17 protein-coding genes are annotated in these 19256 nt (G+C 72.6%); all 17 read left to right on the top strand.

All coding sequences use genetic code 11. The features are described 5' to 3' along the window. Positions 1-248: 248 nt before the first annotated feature. The 17 genes from ACR68M_RS15075 to ACR68M_RS14995 all read left to right on the top strand — a co-directional run bounded on the left by ACR68M_RS15075 (position 249) and on the right by ACR68M_RS14995 (position 19253). Complete coding sequence (locus ACR68M_RS15075; RefSeq protein WP_441251002.1) at positions 249-1529, top strand: FAD-dependent oxidoreductase; 1281 nt, start codon at positions 249-251, stop codon at positions 1527-1529. 33 nt (positions 1530-1562) lie between these two features. Beyond that, positions 1563-2765: a cytochrome P450 gene (locus ACR68M_RS15070; RefSeq protein WP_441251001.1), complete on the top strand. Its 1203-nt coding sequence runs from the start codon at positions 1563-1565 to the stop codon at positions 2763-2765. Beyond that, the gene (locus tag ACR68M_RS15065) at positions 2762-3316 is read left to right on the top strand and encodes an SRPBCC family protein (protein ID WP_441251000.1); all 555 of its coding nucleotides are present in this window, start codon (positions 2762-2764) and stop codon (positions 3314-3316) included. The genes ACR68M_RS15070 and ACR68M_RS15065 overlap by 4 nt, the downstream gene beginning before the upstream one ends. Next, positions 3273-3641 (top strand): YrdB family protein, encoded by a 369-nt coding sequence (locus ACR68M_RS15060; RefSeq protein ID WP_441250999.1) that lies wholly within the window; start codon positions 3273-3275, stop codon positions 3639-3641. The genes ACR68M_RS15065 and ACR68M_RS15060 overlap by 44 nt, the downstream gene beginning before the upstream one ends. Before the next feature lie 152 nt (positions 3642-3793). Beyond that, entirely contained in the window at positions 3794-5668 is a 1875-nt protein-coding gene (locus tag ACR68M_RS15055; protein WP_441250998.1) for an HAD-IIIC family phosphatase, read from the top strand. Next, entirely contained in the window at positions 5643-5921 is a 279-nt protein-coding gene (locus tag ACR68M_RS15050; RefSeq protein WP_441250997.1) for a DUF6059 family protein, read from the top strand. Before ACR68M_RS15055 ends, ACR68M_RS15050 begins: the two co-directional genes overlap by 26 nt. A gap of 119 nt (positions 5922-6040) precedes the next feature. Continuing rightward, on the top strand, positions 6041-7813 hold the full coding sequence (locus ACR68M_RS15045) for a fatty acyl-AMP ligase (RefSeq protein WP_441250996.1): 1773 nt from the start codon (positions 6041-6043) through the stop codon (positions 7811-7813). Position 7814: 1 nt separating this feature from the next. Further along, positions 7815-9575 carry an acyl-CoA dehydrogenase family protein gene (locus ACR68M_RS15040; protein ID WP_441250995.1) on the top strand — a complete coding sequence of 587 codons (1761 nt, stop codon included), beginning with the start codon at positions 7815-7817 and terminating at the stop codon, positions 9573-9575. Continuing rightward, a complete protein-coding gene (locus ACR68M_RS15035; protein WP_441250994.1) occupies positions 9569-11323 on the top strand; it encodes an acyl-CoA dehydrogenase family protein in 1755 nt (584 codons plus the stop codon). Before ACR68M_RS15040 ends, ACR68M_RS15035 begins: the two co-directional genes overlap by 7 nt. A 27-nt stretch (positions 11324-11350) precedes the next feature. Then, on the top strand, positions 11351-11668 hold the full coding sequence (locus ACR68M_RS15030; protein ID WP_441250993.1) for an acyl carrier protein: 318 nt from the start codon (positions 11351-11353) through the stop codon (positions 11666-11668). Continuing rightward, positions 11665-14694 (top strand): type I polyketide synthase, encoded by a 3030-nt coding sequence (locus ACR68M_RS15025; RefSeq protein ID WP_441250992.1) that lies wholly within the window; start codon positions 11665-11667, stop codon positions 14692-14694. The genes ACR68M_RS15030 and ACR68M_RS15025 overlap by 4 nt, the downstream gene beginning before the upstream one ends. 49 nt (positions 14695-14743) lie before the next feature. Then, positions 14744-15763 carry a 3-oxoacyl-ACP synthase III family protein gene (locus ACR68M_RS15020; protein WP_441250991.1) on the top strand — a complete coding sequence of 340 codons (1020 nt, stop codon included), beginning with the start codon at positions 14744-14746 and terminating at the stop codon, positions 15761-15763. Between the two features lie 19 nt (positions 15764-15782). Continuing rightward, complete coding sequence (locus ACR68M_RS15015; RefSeq protein ID WP_441250990.1) at positions 15783-16037, top strand: acyl carrier protein; 255 nt, start codon at positions 15783-15785, stop codon at positions 16035-16037. A gap of 14 nt (positions 16038-16051) precedes the next feature. Beyond that, a complete protein-coding gene (locus tag ACR68M_RS15010; RefSeq protein ID WP_441250989.1) occupies positions 16052-16909 on the top strand; it encodes a 2-oxo acid dehydrogenase subunit E2 in 858 nt (285 codons plus the stop codon). Beyond that, positions 16803-17711 (top strand): 4'-phosphopantetheinyl transferase family protein, encoded by a 909-nt coding sequence (locus tag ACR68M_RS15005; protein WP_441250988.1) that lies wholly within the window; start codon positions 16803-16805, stop codon positions 17709-17711. The genes ACR68M_RS15010 and ACR68M_RS15005 overlap by 107 nt, the downstream gene beginning before the upstream one ends. Positions 17712-17723: 12 nt before the next feature. Then, on the top strand, positions 17724-18122 hold the full coding sequence (locus ACR68M_RS15000) for a DUF4260 family protein (RefSeq protein WP_441250987.1): 399 nt from the start codon (positions 17724-17726) through the stop codon (positions 18120-18122). Positions 18123-18149: 27 nt separating this feature from the next. Then, positions 18150-19253, top strand: coding sequence for an alpha/beta fold hydrolase (locus ACR68M_RS14995; RefSeq protein WP_441250986.1), 1104 nt, complete (start codon positions 18150-18152; stop codon positions 19251-19253). Positions 19254-19256: the final 3 nt, after the last annotated feature.

The following is a 19256-nucleotide window of genomic DNA, read 5'->3' as shown; positions in this document are numbered from 1 at the left end:
AGGGCCTGAGGCAGATGCTGCCTCGGCGGACTCGGTCTTCATGGTGGCTGCTCCTTGAATGGACGGCTGCCGGGCTTGGCCCACGGGCGGCGCGGCTCTGGCTGTGCAACGGTACGAAGACGTTCTGTAGCCGTGCTAAAGCCGTGAGTTGGCCGTCGTCAGGGCCGGTGCGGTCCGTGCAAGAGCCGCTTTAGCGCCGCCCGGAAGGCTGGCCACCGGCTCTGTGGGACTCCAGGAGAGGGAAGGCGATGACAGCTGCACTGAACACCCAGGTGTGTGTGGTGGGAGGGGGCCCGGCGGGCCTCGCTCTCGCGCTGGAACTCGCCCGCTACTCCCGTGAGGTGGTCGTCGTCGAGCAGAGCGGGCACTTCAACCGCTCGTTCCGGGGCGAGTCCATCTCACCGGACTCGGTCTGGATGCTGGAGCGCCTCGGCATCCTCGACCAGGTCAGGGACTCGACGCTGCGGACCGAGCGGATGATCATCACCGACGGCGGCAAGGACGTGCTCTCGGCCGAGTTCGCCGACTTCGACGAGCCCAGCCGCTACCCGATGGAGCTGCCCCAGCCCGTACTGCTGGAGGCCCTCGCCGCCGAGGCCGAGCAGCACGCCGGCTTCTCGCTGCTGCGCCGCACCACCGCCACTGGGCTGCGCTACGACGGCGACCGGATAGCCGGGGTGCTGGCCACCGGACCGGACGGGCCGCTGGAGATCCACGCCCAGCTGGTGGTCGCCGCCGACGGCCGGTTCAGCAAGATCCGCGAGATGGCCGGGCTGCGCTACGACAAGATACCGCTGGAGCGCGACTTCGTCTGGTTCAAGGTGCCGATCCCCGACAGCTGGGACAAGCACACCCTGCGGGTGCGCATCCTCGGCGACCGGCACGGCCTCTTCATCCCGACCGTCCCGGATCTCATCCGGATCGGCTTCAACATCCCCAAGGGAGGGCTGCGCGAGCTGCGCAAGGAGGGCATCGGCGCCCTGCACGAGCGGATCGACGAGCTGGCGCCCGAACTCTCCGCCGGGGTGCGGGAGCACGTCAAGGGCTGGTCCGACACCTCGATGCTGGACATCTTCACCGCCGTCGTCCCCGAGTGGTCGATGCCCGGCCTGGTGCTGATCGGCGACGCCGCCCACACCCTCACGCCGGTGCTCGGCCAGGGCGTCAACCAGGCGATGGTGGACGCGATCACGCTGGCGCCGCTGGTTTCGCGAGCGTTGCTGGCGCGCGACCCGCACGCCGCCCTGAACGAGGCCGGCCAGAAGTTCCAGGCCGCCCGCGAGGACGCCGTCTCGACCGCCCGGCGCCTCCAGATGCGCCAGGAGCGCGCGTTCGCGCTCTCGCACCCGCTCGCCGTGGCGCTGCGCCGCGCCGTGTACCGGGTGGTCAGCACCAGCAGCCGGCTCAAGCGCGCGATCGTCGGCGGCGTCTACTACCAGCTCCAGGACGCCGTCCGCCGCAGCGGCAAGCCGCTGGAGCTCGCCCCGCGCGGCCGCCGCACCGAACCGGTCGGGGATGCCACCCGCTGAACCCCCGTCGCCCCCGATTGGAGAGAGAGCCCCATGACCGACCAGCCCGAAGCCGTGGACTTCCCCTTCGAGCGCACCTCGCCCCTGCACCCCTGCCCGCACTACGCCCGCCTGCGCGAGGAGGCGGCCCTGACCGCCGTCCGGATGCCCAGCGGTGACACGGGACAGCTCGTGACCAGGTACGAGGAGGTCCGCCTGGTGCTCTCGGACCCCCGCTTCAGCCGCGCCGCCACCATGGAGGACGGCGCCCCCCGGTACGGCCCGGCACCGCAGAAGTTCAAGACCCTGCTCAACATGGACGATCCGGAGCACAGCAGAGTCCGCCGCCTGGTCTCCCGCGAGTTCACCGTCCGCCGGGTGGCCGCGCTGCGCCCGCGCATCCAGGAGTACACCGACAGCCTCCTCGACCAGATGGCCGCCCTCCCCGGCCGGGAGACCGACCTCGTCCAGGCGCTGGCCTTCCCGCTGCCCGTCCAGATGATCTGCGAGCTGCTCGGGGTGCCGTACGAGGACCGCGAGCAGTTCGCCGCCTGGTCCGACTCCTTCATGGCCATCACCGCCCGCCCGGTCGAGGAGATCCTCGCGGCCCAACGGGCGCTCTACGTCTACCTCTCCGGCCTGGTCGCCGACAAGCGCCTGCACCCCGGCGCCGACCTGCTCTCCGCACTCACCCAGATCTCCGACTCCGACGACGGGCGGCTCAGCGAGGAGGAGCTCATCTTCCTCGGTGTCAGCCTGCTGCTGGCGGGTCACGAGACCACCGCCAACCAGATCGGCAACAGCGTCCTGGCGCTGCTCACCCACCCCGACCAGCTCGACATCCTGCGCAAGGAGCCCGAGTTGATCCCGAACGCGGTGGAGGAGCTGCTGCGGCTCTTCCCGCCGGGCGACGAGACCCTGTTGCGGATAGCGCTGGAGGACGTCGTGATCGACGGCACTCCGGTACGCGCCGGTGAGGCCCTACTGCCCTCGCCCGGCTCGGCGAACCGGGACGAGCGCCACTTCGAGCAGGCCGAGGTCCTCGACGTGCGGCGCGCGCACGTCGACCACATGACCTTCGGCCAGGGCGCGCACTACTGCCTCGGCTCGGGCCTGGCCCGTGCCGAACTCCAGATCGCCATCGAGACGTTGATCCGCCGCTTCCCCACGCTCCGGCTGAACGCCCCGCTCGAGTCCATCCCCCGCCAGACCGGACGCCTCGTGCACGGGGTCGGCAGGCTCCCGGTGGCGTGGTGAGCCGCCTGTCCGGCCTGCTCCGGGTCGGGCCCTCGCTCGCCACACTGGACCGGGACTACGCGCGAGCCGGTCGGGTCGACAGCGCGGCGCCCGTCCAGGCGCGGCACCAGGTCGCCATCGCCGCGCCACCGGGCCAGGTCTGGCAGTTGATCACAGACGTCACCGGCTGGCCGCGCTGGTTCGACGGCGTGCACGGCCTGGTGGCCTCCGACACGCCGCTGCGGCCCGGCTCCCGGTTCGAGTGGCTGAGCGGCGACAAACGCATCCGCTCGACCATCGCGACCCTGATACCCGGGCAGGAGGTCAGCTGGACGGGCGTCTGCGCCGGAGCGCGCGCCGTCCGCCGGCACCTGCTGGCCCGGACTGCGGACGGCGGCACCCTGCTGACCGTCGAGGAGTCGATGTCCGGCCTCCTGCTGACTCTGTTCTACGACAGCGAAAAACTCCAAACGGCCACCGGCGCATGGCTGGAGGCCCTGCGAAACACGGCGGAAAGAGGGTGGCGTGATGGGTTTCAGCCCGGTCAGTCTGGGAGTTCGGTTCCTGCTTGAGCTGTCGGCTCTCGCGGCGTTCGGCTACTGGGGATACAAGACCGCCCCCGGCGGCATGCGGGTGGTCGCGCTGATCGCGCTGCCGATCCTGACGGCAGTGCTCTGGACGGTCTTCGCCACCCCCGGCGACCCGTCCCGCAACGGCGGCACCGTCGTCGCGACACCCGGCGCCCTGCGGTTCCTGCTGGAGCTGGCGATCCTCTTCGGCGCGGCGTACGCGCTCTACAACGCCGGCGCGAAGACCCCGGCGACGATCCTGCTGGTGGTGCTGGTCATCTACCATCTCACCGCCCTCGACCGGGTCTTCTGGCTCTTCCGCCACTGAGACATCAGCCCGCAGGGGCGCGGGGCTCTGCTCATCGAGCAGAGCCCCGCGCCCCTGCGGTGGTTGCTCCGACCGGTCATCCTCCGCAAGGTGCTCTTTAGCCCTACCGCTCAGGGTCGATTCGGACACCCATCCGAGAGCGGGAGAATCCGTTGACCATCACCGCCGACCTGACCCTGCTGGAGAAGCTCCGAGCACTGGCCGCCTCCGGCGAGCTCGCTGCCCACTACCCCGAGATCCCGCAACTGCTTTCCGCCGCAGGCCCGGAGGAGACCGCCCGAGCCGGCCGCCAGCTCGGCCGCCTGAAGGCGGAGGACGTGCTCGCGCTGCACCCCGGCACCGACGCCTTCACCATCGCCGTCACCGGCTCCTCCACCCTGGGCGGCCTGCTCCCGGCCCTGACCGGTGAACTCGCCCGGCACGGCCTGCTGCTACGCCCCTGGGTCGGCGACTTCGACGGATGGATCACCGAACTCCAGGACACCAGCAGTGAGTTGTACGGCGCGAAGGCCGACCTCACGCTCTGCGTGCTGGACGCCGAAGCGGTGCTCCGCTCGCTGCCCACCCCCTGGCAGGTCGGCGACGCCGTCGCCGCCACCACCGGCACGCTGGCCCAGCTCGACCGGCTCGCCGCGCACTACCTGGAGCACGGCACCGGCACCCTGGTGCTCAACACCGTGCCGCTGCTGCGCGGCTGGACGCACCAGCTGGTCGACCTCGCCTCCCGGGCCGAACTCGGGATCGCCTGGCGGGAGTTCAACACCGGTCTGCTCCGGCTCGCGGCGAAGTACGACCGCGTCACGGTGCTCGACCTGGAGCCGCTGCTCGCCGAGGGCGGCCCGGTCAACGACCCCAGGCTGGCCGTCTACGCCCGTGCCGAGTACGGCGACGAGCTGCTCGGCCGGTACGCCCGCGAGGTCGGCCACCTGGCCCGGACGCTGCGCGGCCGGACGAAGAAGGTGCTGGTCGTCGACCTCGACAACACCCTCTGGGACGGCATCCTCGGTGACGACGGCGCCGACGGCATCGCCGCCGCGGTGACCTTCCGGGGCGAGGCGTTCGGCCGCTTCCAGAAGGTGGTCAAGCAGATCGGCTCGCAGGGCGTGCTGCTCGCGGTGAGCAGCAAGAACGACCAGGAGCCGGTGCTCGAAGTCCTCGGCAGCCACCCGGACATGGTGCTGCGTACCGCCGACTTCGTCCGGATCAACGCCAACTGGCAGCCCAAGGACGCCAACCTGCGGGACATCGCGGAGCGGTTGAACCTCGGCGTCGACAGCTTCGTCTTCGCCGACGACTCGCCGTTCGAGACCGGCCTGGTGACGAGTTCGCTGCCGGGGGTGGCGGTCGTCCGGCTGGACGAGGAGCCGGCCCTGCACATCGCCGCACTGCTGGCGGACAACTGGTTCGACGTGCGGGAGTTGACGGCGGAGGACCGGGCCCGTGCGGGGCTGTACCGCAGCGAGGAGGCCCGGCAGACGCTGCTGGAGAGCACCGGCTCGATGGCGGAGTACCTGGCGCAGCTCCAGGTGACGGTCGACCTCTCGCCGGTGCAGGAGCACGAGATCGCCCGGCTGGCCCAACTGACGCTCCGGACGAACCAGTTCAACCTCACCACCGAGCGGCTCCAGATCGCCGACGTCCGGGCCCGACTGGCCGACGAGGCGCACTGGGTGCTGGCCGTCCGCACGGCCGACCGGTTCGGTGACCAGGGTCTGGTCGGTGGGGTCTTCGCGCACGTCGAGGGCGACACCCTGCGGGTCGACAACGTGATCCTTAGCTGCCGGGTGTTCTCCCGGGGGATCGAGCAGACGGCCCTCGCGGCGGTGCTCGCCCAGGCGGCCGGGCGCGGCCTGCGCCGGGTGACGGCCTCGTACCGGCCGACCAAGAAGAACCACAAGGTGCGGGAGTTCTACCCCTCGGTCGGCTTCGTCCGGGACGGTGGCACCGAGCAGGAGCCGGACTTCACCCACGACCTCGCCGACGTCCTGGAGGTCCCCGGCCATGTCCGAGTCACCGCCCGGTTCTGACCAGCCGCAGGAGCCCGAACAGCCCCAGCAGCCCCAGCAGTCCGCCTGGAGCTGGTGGCGCGGCCTGGGCCACAGCACCTGGCTCGGCCTGATCGTGCTGGGCGCGTTCAACGGCCTGGCCAACGAGGAGCTGACGGCCCTGGTGGTCACCCCCGGCCTGACCGGCCCGGCTCCCGGGCACCCGGAGCGCGCCGTGCCGTGGCTCCCGCCGACCCCGGAGGAGCGCTCCCTGTGGGACCGCCTGACGAGCTGAGCGGTACGGGCGGGCTGAGCAGTACGCAAGGGCCGCTAAAGCCCACGCGCGGAACATCCCAACTGTTGGTCGATCCCGGCGGTGCGCCCGTCGGCGGTATCAGAGGCGAGGGGAAGACGTTGACGGGATTCGGGACATTCACCGAGCTGGTCCTGCACCGCACCGCGGAACTTGGGGAGAAGGACGCCTTCATCTTCCTGCACGACAGCGCGGCCGGCAGCCAGGCCGAGCACCTCTCCTACCAGGGGCTCGACGCCGAGGCGCGCCGGATAGCCTCCTGGCTCCAGGCCAAGGGTGCGGAGGGCGGCCAGGTGCTGCTGCTCTACCCCTCCAGCGCCGACTTCGTGAAGGCGTTCACCGCCTGCCTGTACGCCGGTGCGGTTGCTGTCCCGGCGCCGCTGCCCGGCGACCAGGGGCACCACTTCGCCCGCGTCTCGGGCATCCTGCGCGACGCCGAGGTCAAGGCGGTGCTCACCGACAGCGCCAACGAGCCGAACATCAGCGCCTGGCTGGCCGAGGCGGGCTTCACCGACGTGGCCTGCCTCGCCACCGACCTCCCCGGCCACGGCGACGCCTCCGCCTGGCGGGAGCCGCGCCTCACCCCCGAGTCGCTGGCCTTCCTGCAGTACACCTCGGGGTCGACCAGCAGCCCCAAGGGCGTGATGGTCTCGCACTTCAACCTGCTGTCCAACGAGTACGCGATCCAGCGCTCGGCCGGCAGCGAGAAGGAGCACAGGCTCGGTGGCTGGCTGCCGTTCTACCACGACATGGGCCTGATCGGGCACATCCTCCAGCCGCTCTGGCTGGGCGGCTCGGCGGCCCTGATGTCGCCGGTCTCGTTCCTCAAGCGGCCGTTCCGCTGGCTCCAGATGATCGACCAGTACCAGGTCAGCATCGGCGGCGGCCCGAACTTCGCCTTCGACCTGTGCACCCGCCGGGTCACCGACGAGCAGCTGGCCACGCTGGACCTCTCCAGCTGGAAGGTGGCCTGCAACGGCGCCGAGCCGATCCGGGCCGAGACGATCCGTGCGTTCAGCGAGCGCTTCGCCCCGGCCGGGTTCACCCCGGAGGCGTTCTTCCCCTGCTACGGCATGGCGGAGACGACGCTGCTGGTCTCCGGCACCCCGTACGGGAAGGCGCCGGTGGTCCGCAACGCCGACGCGGCCGCGCTGGAGCTCGGCGTGCTGCGCGAGCCGGTCGGCGAGGCACCGGCCCGGACGCTGGTCAGCAGCGGGGTGATCCGGGACTTCGACGTCCGGATCGTCGACCCGCAGAGCCACGTCGAGCAGCCCGAGGGCGGCGTCGGCGAGATCTGGGTCAAGGGCGACAGCGTGGCGAGCGGGTACTGGAAGCGCCCTGAGACCAACGCCGAGATCTTCCAGGCGGTCATCGTCGGCGGCCCGGAGGGGCCGGACGCGGGCTGGCTGCGCACGGGTGACCTGGGCGCGCTCGAGGCGGGCGAGCTGTACGTCACCGGCCGGCTCAAGGAGATGATCCTGATCAACGGCCGGAACATCTACCCGCACGACGTCGAGCGCACCGTCCAGGCGCTGGACCCGGCGCTGGCGCCCGGCAACGGCACGGTGTTCTCGGTCGACACCGGCGAGGAGCACCTCGTGCTCGTCCAGGAGGTCAAGCCGAACGCGCCCTCCGCCGCCGACCTGCCCGCCCTGGCGGCGCAGATCCGGCAGCTGATCAGCCGCGAGTTCACCGTCGCCGGCAGCGTCGTGCTGGTCAAGCCCGGCACCGTCCGGAAGACCACCAGCGGCAAGCTGCAGCGCACCCTGATGCGCCAACTCCTGGTCGAGGGCAAGCTCGTCCCGCTGCACGAGGTGCTGGAGGACGGCGTCCAGGCGCTCGTCAGCGCCGCTCCCCTGGCCACGGTGAGCTGACATGGACCACGCTCCCTACCTGCTGGCCGAGCAGCTGGAACGCGATCTCGGCGATCCGGAGGACCCGGCAGTGGTCTTCAGCCACGCGAACTGCCTGGTACTGGACGAGACGGAGGAGTTCCCGGCCGCGATCTGCCGGCGGCTGGAGGAGCTCGGAATCCACGAGTACTACGTGCCCGCGCAGTTCGGCGGGCGGCTGGAGAGCTACGAGCAGGTGCTCCAGCTGATCCGCACCGTCGCCCGGCGCGATCTCACGGTCGCGATCGGGCACGGCAAGACCTACCTCGGCGGGGTGTGCGTCTGGGTCGCCGGTACGGCGGAGCAGGCGGTGGCCCTCGGCGCGGACATCCGCGCCGGGCTGCCCGTCTCGCTCGGGCTGACCGAACGGGCCCACGGCAGCGACCTGTTGGCGGGCGAGGTGGAGGGCGTCCCGACCGGCGACGGCTACCTGGTCAGCGGCGAGAAGTGGCTGATCAACAACGCCACCCGGGGCAGCCTGCTCTCGCTGCTCACCCGGACCGACCGGGAGGCCGGCCCGCGCGGCTTCAGCGTCCTGCTGCTCGACAAGCGGGCCGTGCCGCAAGGCAGTTACCGGCACCTGCCGAAGATTCGGACGCACGGCATCCGGGGCGCCGACATCTCCGGCATCGTCTTCGACAGCGCCCCGGTGCCCGCCTCGGCGGTGGTCGGCGAGCCCGGCGGCGGCATCGAGATCGTGCTCAAGGCCCTCCAGCTGACCCGGACGATGTGCGCGGCGCTCTCGCTCGGCGCCGCCGACCACGCGCTGGCCATCGTGCTGGCCTTCGTCGAGCAGCGCGAGCTGTACGGCCGCAAGCTGGTCGAACTCCCACAGGCCCGGCACGTGCTGGCCGGGGCCGTCACCGACGTACTGCTCGACGAGGCGCTCGCCCTGACCGCCTCGCGCTCGGTGCACACCCTCACCGAGGAGCTCTCCGTCACCGCCGCCGTCACCAAGTACCTGGTGCCGACCGGCACCGAGGGGGTGATCGCCGAGCTCACCAAGCTGCTCGGCGCCCGCGCCTTCCTCAAGGACGTGCACGCCCGGGGGATGTTCCAGAAGGTCGACCGCGACCACCGGATCGTCGGCCTCTTCGACGGCAACACCCTCGTCAACCTCAACTCCCTGGTCAGCCAGTTCCGCTCGCTGGTCCGCGGGTACCGCCGGGGCACCGGCGGACTCGACGGCGCCGCCGCTGCGTACGACCTGGCGGTGCCGGTGCCGGCCCTGGCGCCCGAGCGGCTCTCGCTCGTCGCCAGGTACGGCAGCGGCGTCATCGCCTCGCTGCCCGGCTCGGTCGAGGCGCTGCGGGCCGAGGCCGACGCCCTCCCGGCGCTCAAGCCCGCGCTGGCGCACGCCGAGCGGCTGCTCGCCGTCGTCGACCGGACGCACCAGGCGATGGAGACGTACCAGAACGCCGTCACCGACGTGCCGCCGGAGGCGTTCGAGACCGCCAAGCGGTACGCCCTGTGCTTCGCGGCCGCCGCCGCCCTCGGGATCTGGCGGCACAACCACCGGGCCGCCGCCCAGGGCAGCACGGCCGGGCTCTGGCAGGACGGGCTGTGGCTGCGGGCCGCGCTGGCCCGCCTGCTCACCCGGCTCGGTGAGCCGACCGACGACCGGGAGGCCGCCGAGGCACTCCTGGAGCAGGTCCGGGCGCTGCACGGCGAGGGGCTGCTGCCCTCGCTGCTGCCGCTGACCCTGACCGGAGCCACGCACACAGTCGAGGGGACGTCATGCTGAATCAAGCCGCCGACCGGGTGGTCGGCCCGGACATCGGGGCTGAGGCCCTGGCCGCCGCGCGGGTGGCCGCCATCGAGCGGGCCTTCGGAGACCCGGGGGAGGCCACCAACCCGGTCGGGTTCGCCCGCCTGCTGGAGGCCGACGAGGCGGGCGAGATCTCCGCCGAGGGCGAGAAGATCCTCGACGACCTGGGCTTCAACGCCGAGTTCGTCCCGGCCGCGCTCGGTGGCCGGCTCGACCAGCTGGACACCCTGACCAGGGTCGTCCGGCAGGTCTTCCGCCGGGACATCGCGCTCGGCCTCGGCTACGGCGTGACGTCGTTCATGGCCTCCGTCAACGTCTGGGCCGCCGGTGACGCCGCCCAGCAGCGCCGCCTCGCCGACATCCTGCTGCGCGGCGGCAAGGTCTCCGTCGCGTACCACGAGCTCGCCCACGGCAACGACTTCGTGCGCAACGAGTTCGAGGCCCGCCCGACGGAGGACGGGTACCTGCTGCACGGCGAGAAGCAGGTCATCAACAACGCCGGCCGGGCCGCCGCCTGGCTGCTCTTCAGCCGCACCTCGCAGGCACCGGGCAGCCGCAGCCACTCCGTGCTGATGGTCGAGCGGGCCGCGGTGGACACCGCGCGGTTGGAGATCCTCGGCCGCTACGGCACCGTCGGGGTGCGCGGCTGCCACCTCTCCGGGCTGAAGTTCGACGAGGCCCCGGTGCCCGCCGAGGCCCTGGTCGGCGCCCCCGGGCAGGGTGTTGAACTCGCCCTGCGCTCCTTCCAGATGACCCGCAGCGCGATCCCCGGCATGGCCCTCGGCGCGGCCGACACCGCGCTGCGCACGGTGGTCCGGTTCGCCCTCGGGCGGCAGCTCTACCGCAAGTCCGTGATGGAGATCCCGCACGCCCGTGCGACGCTCTCCACGGCCTTCCTCGACCTGCTGATCAGCGACAGCCTGTCGCTCGTCGGCACCCGCGCGGTGCACCTGCTGCCGGACGAGACCAGCGTCTACGCCTCGGCGGTCAAGTACCTCGTCCCGAAGATCCTGACCGAGACGATGTACGAGCTCTCCATCGTGCTCGGCGCCCGCTTCTACGTCCGCGAGGGCGAGTTCGGGATCTTCCAGAAGCACGTCCGCGACCTGCCGGTGCTCAGCCTCGGCCACGCCGGCTCCGCCGCCTGCCAGGCGACGATCATCCCGCAGCTGCCCCGGCTGGCCCGCCGCTCCTGGTTCAAGGCCGAGCCCGCCCCGGCCGAGCTGTTCCAGCCGCGCACCCCGCTGCCGCCCATCCGCTACGACCAACTCGCCCTCGCCACCGGCCGGGACAGCCTCAGCGCCTCCCTGGTCGCAGCCGTCGACGACCTCCCGAGCAGCAACCCGGAGGAGCGCGCCGTGCACAGCCTGGCGCTGCGCCTGATGGACGAGCTGCGCCAACTCCAGGAGGCGGCACTCCAGTTGTCGCCGCAGGACCGCACCGCCCTGGCCAGCCCGAGCAGCTTCTCGCTGGCCGACCGGTACGCCGTCCTGCTCGCCGCCGCCGCCGTCCTGGGCGTCTGGCGCGAAGCCCGCGGCGGCGCCGACGCGTTCCTCGCCGACCCGGCCTGGGCCGCCGCCGCCCTGCACCGCCTCGCCCGCCGCCTCGGCCACCAGCCCCCGCCGCTCCCGGCCGGCTGCGAGACCCGGCTGCACGACGAGGTGATCCGCCGCTTCACCGAACACCGCAGCTACGACCTGTACGACACCCCCCTCGCCGGCTAGTCGAAGACCGACCCCAAGGAGACCACCATGTCCGTCCCCACCACCGACCGACCCGCAGGCGGGGCCGGGCACACCGCCGAATCGCTCACCGTCTGGCTCGCCGACCGCGTCGCGGTCTACCTCAAGCGCAACCCCTCCGAGATCGACCCGACCGTCCCGCTCGCCGAGTACGGCCTCAACTCCGTTGCGGCGCTCGGCCTGTGCGGCGACATCGAGGAGGACTTCGACCTCATCCTGGAGCCCACCGCGGCCTGGGACTACCCGACGGTCGAGGCGCTCGCGGGCCACCTGCTGGAGGAGTTCGCCGCACAGGGCGTACCGGCCGGCCAGGACGCGGCGCGATGAGCCGTCCCGAAGAGGGCTCCGGGCCCGACCGCCGCATCGCGGTGGTCGGCCTGGACTGCCGCTTCCCCGGAGCACCGGACCCGGCCGCGTACTGGGATCTGCTGATGCGCTCCGGCGACGGCGTCGGCCAGGTGCCCGAGAACCGCTGGTCGATCAGCGACTTCCACTCGCCCGACGGCGCGGAGGGCCGCACCAACACCACCGAGGGCGGCTTCATCACCGACCCGGACGTCTTCGACAACGAGTTCTTCACCATCTCGCCCCGCGAGGCCGCCGCGATGGACCCGCAGCAGCGCCTGCTGCTGCACACCGCCTGGCGGGCCGTCGAGAACGCGGGCCTCGCCCCGAGCAGCCTGGCGGGCACCCGGACCGGCGTCTTCGTCGGCATCATGGGCAACGAGTGGGCGCAGCTGCACCTCACCGACTACGACCGGATCACCGCCCAGGTCGGCTCCGGCAACGGCTACTGCATGACGGCCAACCGGATCTCCTACCACCTCGACCTCAAGGGCCCGAGCCTGGCCGTCGACACGGCCTGCTCCTCCTCGCTGGTCGCCGTGCACCTGGCGGGCAACGCGCTGCTCTCCGGCGAGTGCGACTACGCGCTCGCGGGGGGCGTCAACGTCGCGCTCACGCCCGCGCTCGGCATCTTCTACACCCAGGCCGGGCTCTCCGCCCCGGACGGCCGCTGCAAGCCGTTCAGCTCCGAGGCGAACGGCATCGGCCGCGGCGAGGGCGTCGGCGTGGTCGTGCTGCGCCGCCTCGCGGACGCGATCGCGGACGGCCAGCAGGTGTACGCGGTGATCCGCGGCACCGCCGTCAACCAGGACGGCCGCAGCAACGGCATCACCGCGCCGAACCGCTGGTCGCAGCAGGAGGTGCTGACAAGCGCCTACCAGCGGGCGGGGGTCGAGCCCTCGGACGTGACCTTCACCGAGGGCCACGGCACCGGCACCGAGCTCGGCGACATGATCGAGGTCAAGGCGCTCGGCGGGCTGCACGGCCGCCGCACCGGCAAGCCGATGGCGCTCGGCTCGGTCAAGGGCAACCTCGGGCACACCGAGGGCGCGGCGGGCATCGCGGGCCTGATCAAGGTCGCCCTCGCGCTGCACCACCGGGTCGTCCCGGCCAGCCGCTTCGCCACCCGGGAGAACGCCAAGCTGAATCTCCCCAAGCACGGCCTGCGGCTGCTCAAGGCCCCGCTCCGGCTGCCCGCCGGGCCGGTGGTCGCCGGGCTCAGCAGCTTCGGGATGGGCGGCACCAACGCCCACGCGGTGCTGGAGAGCGCCCCGCCCGCCGCCGTCCGGCCCGCCACCGGCGGCCAGACCCAGGTCGGCGTCTTCACCCTCTCCGCCACCACCCCGGACGCGCTGCGCCGCAACCTGCTCGCCCAGGCGGCCGAGATCGGCAAGCGCCGTGTCCCGGTCGGGGCGCTCTGCTGGAGCAGCAACCAGGTCAAGGGCGGCCACCGGGTCCGCTTCGCGGTGCCCGCCACCGACCCGGCCGAGCTGGCCGCACAGCTCCGGTCGGCCGCCGAGGACGAGGAGCTGCTCGCCCGGCTCGCCGCCCAGCCCGCCGGGCGGCCCCGCACCGCGCTGCTCTTCACCGGCCAGGGCGCCCAGAGCCCCGGCATGACGGCCCGCCTCTACCGCGAACTCCCGCGCTACCGGGCCTTCCTGGACGAGGCCGACGCCGCACTGCGCCCGCACCTGGACGAGTCGGTGGTGCAGCTGATCCTCTCCGGCGACGAGCGGGTGCACCTGACCCGCTACACCCAGCCCGCGCTGTTCGCCGTCGGCTACGCCCTCACCCGCACCCTCGCCGAGTTGGGCGTGGCCCCCGCGCTGCTGCTCGGCCACAGCGTCGGCGAGTACGCGGCGGCCGTCACCGCCGGGGTGTTCGGCCTCCCCGAGGCCGCCCGGCTGATCGCGGCCCGGGGCGCGCTGATGCAGGCGCTCCCCTCCGGCGGGGCGATGTGCTCCGTCCAGCTGCCGGCCGCCGAGCTGGCCGAACTCGTCGACACCGAGCCACTGGTGGGCATCGGCGCGGTCAACGGCCCACGCCAGACGGTGCTTTCGGGCGACCGCAGGGCCCTCGACCGGATCGCCGCTGTACTCGCCGAACGCGGCCAGGAAGTCCGCTGGTTGCAGGTCTCGCACGCCTTCCACTCGCCGCTGATGCAGCCGATGCTGGAGCGCTTCGCGACCGTCGCCGGGCAGGTCGGCGGGGGTGTACCGCAGCTGCCGGTCTACTCGACGGTGCGCGGGCGGCTGCTGCGCGACGACGAGCCGATGGACGCCGACTACTGGGTCGACCACGTCAGCGCGCCGGTGCTCTTCGCCGAGGCCGCCGAACGGCTCTTCGAGGCGGGCCCGACGCACGCCGTCGAGATCGGCCCCAAGCCCGTCCTGAACAGCCTCGTCCGCCGCCTGCGCCCGCCCGCCGGGCTGCGCACCCTGCACCCCGCCCAGGGCGACGACCCGGGCGCCGCCGCCCTCGCCGAGCTGCTCGCGGCCCTGCACCGGGACGGCCTCAACCCGGCCTGGGACGCCTTCTACCCCGAGGCCGACCGGCAGGCGCTGCGCCTGGCGCCGTACGTCTTCTCCGACGCCCACCGGTACTGGAGCAAGGCCCCCGTCCGCCGCACCCCGGCCACCCCGGTCGCGGCGGTCGCCCCCGTCGGCACGCCCACCTCGGCGCCCACCCCGGCGCCCGCCGCCACGGGCAGCGCCCGGATCGTCCTGGGCCGGGGCGCGGGCCTGGCCGGCCCCGTCCCCGAGGCGGTGCTGGCGGCCGTCGCCCAGGTCGGCGGCTACACCGTCGCCGAGCTGGGCACGCACTCCCGGCTGTACGAGGACCTCGGCTTCGACTCCGTGATGGTGATGGAGCTGAAGACCCGGATCGAGAAGAAGCTCGCGCTCGCCGAGGCCGTCCCGGTGCAGGACCTGCTGCCGCACCTCGGCTCCGTCGGCACCCTGATCGGCTTCTTCGAGGAGCGCCGCAGCAACCTCACGGTGGCGTCATGACCAGAGCGCACAAGAGGACGAGACCGCGCACGAGGAGAGGACCGGCACGATGACGACCAACGACGCCTACATCGCCGCGATCGGCACCAGCCTGCCCGGTGCGCCCGTCGACAACGAGCAGCTGGCCAAGGCCCTCGGCGTCAACCAGGAGTGGGTCGAGGTCTTCATCGGCACGAAGACCCGGCACTTCGCCCGGGACATCGGCACCAACGAGGTCCGCTGGTCGCTGGCCGACCTCTGCGCCCAGGCGGGCGAGCGGGCGATCGCGAACGCCGGGATCGACCCGGCGCAGATCGACTTCATCGTGATGGGGACGGCCACCCCCGACACCCTGATGCCGGCCACCGTCAACCACGTCGCCGACCAGCTCGGCCTGGACCAACTGCCCACCTACCAGCTCCAGTCGGGCTGCGCCGGGGCCGTCCAGGCACTCGACCTGGGCCGCACCCTGGTGGCCACCACCGGCGGCACCGGCCTGGTGATCGGCGGTGACGTCTGCAGCAAGCACCTCGACCTGCGCAGAGATCTGACCAACGCCGCACCCAGCGAACTGGTCAACTTCGTACTCTTCGGCGACGGCGCCGGAGCGGCCGTCCTCACCCCCGAGCCGATCGGCCAACGCGTCGCGCTGCGCCGGGTGTTGAACCGGCTGACCGGCCTGGGCCGGGCGCCCGGCCAGGTGATCGAGTGGTTCGGGGTGGCCGACCGCGACACCGACAAGCAGGCGATCAACGAGGACTACAAGGCCATCGAGGAGTCCGTCCCGGTGATGGCGGTGGAGATCCTCTGGGAGCTGCTCGGCGAACTCGACTGGTCCGTCGAGGACTTGAACTACATCCTGCCGCCGCAGCTGTCCGGCCGGATGACCGGCCTGATCTACGACCGGCTCGACATCCCCGGCGTCCGGGAGATCTCCTGCGTCGCCGACACCGGCAACAACGGCAACGCGCTGCCCTTCCTCCAGACCGAGCGGCTGCTCGCCGAGATGCAGCCGGGGGAGAAGGCGCTCGCGGTGGCCATCGAGTCCAGCAAGTGGATCAAGGGCGGTTTCGCCCTCGAGAAGATCTAGCAGAGCTAGGAGCCCAGAGATGAGCATCACCACCGAGGAGTTCGTCCAGCTGGTGAACGACGACATCGGCATCCCCGTCGAACTCTCCGAGCTGGAGGCCGACTTCGACGCGCTCCCCGGCTGGGATTCGCTGCACCTGCTCAAGCTGGTGACGGCGCTGGAGAAGTCGACCGGGCAGAAGGTGCCGGTCGGCCGCCTGCTGGAGGCCCGCTCGCTGGGCCAGATCCTCCGGCTGGCGAGCGCAGGCGCAGGCGCAGGCACGGGCGCGTCCTGATGGCAGGCGGCCAGGTGAGCACCGAGCCCGTCCGCGCCCGCCGGCACACGCTCTACTTCCTGGAGTACGCGGCGGACCAGCGCCCGGTCTACCTCGACACCGAGGTCGACATGACGCAGGTGATGGCCCACCGGGCGCTGGGCGCACGCCGGTACTCCCTGGTCAGCTACCTGCTGCTGGCGGTCGGTGAGGTGCTGGCCCGGCACCCGGAGGCGAACGCGGTGCTGGCCCCCGGCTGGCCCTCCCGGCTCCGTACGCCGAAGGTCACCCGCTTCCCCGGCGTCACCGCCAAGCTCGCCCTGGACCGCCGGGTCGAGGGGCAGCGCACCGTGCTCTCCGCGCTGCTCCCCGACCTCGAACGGCAGACGCTGGCCGGCATCCAGGACACCGTCGACCGCTACCGGGGGCCCGACGCGGCCGATCTCCCCGAGTTCGCGGCCGTCCGCAAGCTCGGCCGGCTGCCGGTGCCGCTCGGTCGGCTCGCCTTCGCGGCGGCCCTGCGCGCCCCGGCGCGGCGGGCCCAGATCCTGGGCACCGTCGCGGTCAGCTCGCTCGGCCACCGCCCGGTCGACGGCTTCCACTCGGTCGGCGGGACGGCCGTCACCGTCAACGCCGGGCGGGTGACCGACCGCCCGGTCGCCAGGGGCGGCGAGGTCGTCGTGGCACCCGTGATGCGGCTCGGCCTGGCCTTCGACCACCGGGTGGTGGACGGCGCCACGGCGGCGGACGTGCTGGGCGATCTCAAGCAGACACTGGAGGAGTTCCATGACCGGGGTGGAGACGACAGGGCTGGAGACGGCGACGGCGAAACCGTTCGGCGAGCCGATCAGGATCACCGGCCGGGACGGCCCGTGGCAGCCCGTCACCGGTAGCATCCGGGCCTACGGCACCGCCCTGGTCTACGCCCGGCTGGACGACTGGCGCCCGGACCGGGCCCCCGGCCCCCGGCTGCGCCGCCTGCTCGGCCGGGACTGGGCCCGGTACCTGGACCTGACCCACCCGGACGTCCGGATCCGCTTCGCCGCCTCCCGCATCCTGCTCAAGTACGCCGTCGCCACCCTCCAGGGCGTCGGCCCGGAGGACGTCGAGCTCGGGTACCTGGAGAAGGGCCGCCCGTTCATCCGGGGCAACGACTCGGTCAGCGTCAGCATCAGCCACACCGACGGCCTGCTCCTGGTCGGCCTCACCACCCAGGGCCTGATCGGCGTCGACGCCGAGCCCGCGGACCGTGAGCTGTACGGCCAGGGCCTGGCCCGCCACCTGTGCACCGAGGACGAGCTCCGGCAGGTCGAGGCCCTCCCGGAGGACCGGCGCAACGCCGAACTGATCCGGATCTGGACGCTCAAGGAGGCCTACACCAAGGCCATCGGCACCGGCCTCCAGTCGCCGTTCGCGAGCTTCAGCGTCAGCGGACCAGGCAGCTCAGACGGCTCTGGAGGCTCTGGAGGCTCCGGCGGCTGCCAGGGGCTGCGCGGCGGCCCGGACGGCACCTGGTCCTCGCACACCTTCACCGAGGACCCGGAGTACGTGCTCAGCGTCGCCATCCTCGACTCCGGCTTCGGCGTCGCCCGCGACACCGAGGCCAGCACCATGCTCGATCCGACCCTGGTCGACGCCCTGATGGACGCCCTCGGCGAGGAGGAGCCCGACCTCGGCGGCGACGCCGACTGGTGAAAGGACCAGCCCGTGAGCATCACCACCACCGCCCCGCCGCCCGACATCTGGACCTGGCGCCACCCCGAGGGGCGGCTGCTCAGCGCCGTCGTCGGCGTCAGCGCCCTGACCGTCGCCACCGCCCTGGCCGGCCCCCTGACCTGGACCTTCTGGGCCGGCCTGGTCGGCCCGGACCTGGCCTTCCTCAAGGGCAGGGGCGGGCCCACCCCCGGCCCCGGTTACGTGCCCCGCGAGACCGTCGGCCTCTACAACGACCTGCACCACCCCGTCGCCCCCGCCGCGACCATCGCCCTGGGCGTCGTCACTCTCAACCAGCCGCTGGTCGTCGGCGGGCTCGGCTGGCTGGCCCACATCGCCCTCGACCGGGCCACCGGCATCGGCCTGCGTCACCCGGACGGCCACATCCACTGACACCCCCGACCTCAGAAACGGTTACCCATGTACGACTTGGACGAGCTGAAGGCGTACGCCCGGCTGCACGCGCGCGGACAGGGCATCGACGCCCGCCGGGTGGCCGAGGTGCTGGACCGCATCCAGAACGACACCGAAGGCGACGAGCACTCCTGGGCGAAGGTCTGGCACGCCGCCGCCGACACCCTGGCCGCCCGTGGCCGCGAGCTGGAGGCCTGCGCGCACTACGCGATGGCCCGCTTCCCCTACCCCTCCGACCCGGCCCGCGCCGCCGCCCAGGAGGCGAGCGTCGCCGCCTTCGACCGCTGGCGCACCGCCCACGGCGGCATCGAACGCCTCGAAGTGACCCTCCCGAGCGGCGGCACCGTCCGGGCCTGGACGGCCGGGCTGGACGCCGCCGAGCCCCGCCCGCTGCTGGTGGTGATGGGCGGCATCGTCTCGGTCAAGGAGCAGTGGGCCCCGCAGCTGCCGAAGTTCGCCAAGCAGGGCTTCGCGGCCGTCGTCGCCGAGCTCCCGGGCGTCGGCGAGCACTCCGCCGCGTACGGCGCCGACTCCTGGCGCCTCTTCCCCGAGCTGCTGGACGCCCTCGACGGCCGGGCCAGGCTGACGGACGTCTCGCTCCTGACGCTCAGCTTCAGCGGCCACCTCGCGCTGCGCGCCGCCGCCCACGACGAGCGGATCGGCCGCATCCTCACCGTCGGCGCCCCGGTCGGGCCGTTCTTCACCGACGACGAGTGGTGGCAGGAGCAGGTCCCCGAACTGACGAAGACGACCCTCCAGCAGCTCACCGGGGCGCCCGACCAGCAGGCGCTGCGGGCCGGGTTCGCCGGCTGGGCCCTCACCGGCGAGGAGCTGGAGGCCGTGCAGGTCCCGGTCGGCTACGTGCTCTCCACCCGGGACGAGATCATCCCGCGCGCCGACAGCAAGCTGCTCGAGGCCCACCTGCCGCAGGCCCGCTTCAAGGAGTTCGACGACGTGCACGGCTCGCCCGAGCACCTCGGCGAGATGCGGCTCTGGCTGATGCACGCGCTGCTCAGCAGCCAGGGCATCGACGACCACCGCACGGCGGCGCTGGAGGTCGGCCTCGGCCTGCACCGGCTGGCCGACATGGTCCGCGGGAACAGGTCCTAGCCG

Origin of the sequence: Kitasatospora sp. McL0602, from assembly GCF_052076145.1 — a bacterium.
Lineage (GTDB): Bacteria > Actinomycetota > Actinomycetes > Streptomycetales > Streptomycetaceae > Kitasatospora.
The sequence above is the reverse complement of the archived record's forward strand: the minus strand, read 5'-3'. Positions and strand labels throughout refer to the sequence as shown.

Bases quoted from the DNA above. Each gene is read 5' to 3' on its own strand.
- ACR68M_RS15075 (WP_441251002.1), top strand. From the start codon at position 249: ATGACAGCTGCACTGAACACCCAGGTGTGTGTGGTGGGAGGGGGCCCG.
- ACR68M_RS15070 (WP_441251001.1), top strand. From the start codon at position 1,563: ATGACCGACCAGCCCGAAGCCGTGGACTTCCCCTTCGAGCGCACCTCG.
- ACR68M_RS15060 (WP_441250999.1), top strand. From the start codon at position 3,273: ATGGGTTTCAGCCCGGTCAGTCTGGGAGTTCGGTTCCTGCTTGAGCTG.
- ACR68M_RS15050 (WP_441250997.1), top strand. From the start codon at position 5,643: ATGTCCGAGTCACCGCCCGGTTCTGACCAGCCGCAGGAGCCCGAACAG.
- ACR68M_RS15040 (WP_441250995.1), top strand. From the start codon at position 7,815: ATGGACCACGCTCCCTACCTGCTGGCCGAGCAGCTGGAACGCGATCTC.
- ACR68M_RS15035 (WP_441250994.1), top strand. From the start codon at position 9,569: ATGCTGAATCAAGCCGCCGACCGGGTGGTCGGCCCGGACATCGGGGCT.
- ACR68M_RS15030 (WP_441250993.1), top strand. From the start codon at position 11,351: ATGTCCGTCCCCACCACCGACCGACCCGCAGGCGGGGCCGGGCACACC.
- ACR68M_RS15025 (WP_441250992.1), top strand. From the start codon at position 11,665: ATGAGCCGTCCCGAAGAGGGCTCCGGGCCCGACCGCCGCATCGCGGTG.
- ACR68M_RS15020 (WP_441250991.1), top strand. From the start codon at position 14,744: ATGACGACCAACGACGCCTACATCGCCGCGATCGGCACCAGCCTGCCC.
- ACR68M_RS15015 (WP_441250990.1), top strand. From the start codon at position 15,783: ATGAGCATCACCACCGAGGAGTTCGTCCAGCTGGTGAACGACGACATC.
- ACR68M_RS15005 (WP_441250988.1), top strand. From the start codon at position 16,803: ATGACCGGGGTGGAGACGACAGGGCTGGAGACGGCGACGGCGAAACCG.
- ACR68M_RS14995 (WP_441250986.1), top strand. From the start codon at position 18,150: ATGTACGACTTGGACGAGCTGAAGGCGTACGCCCGGCTGCACGCGCGC.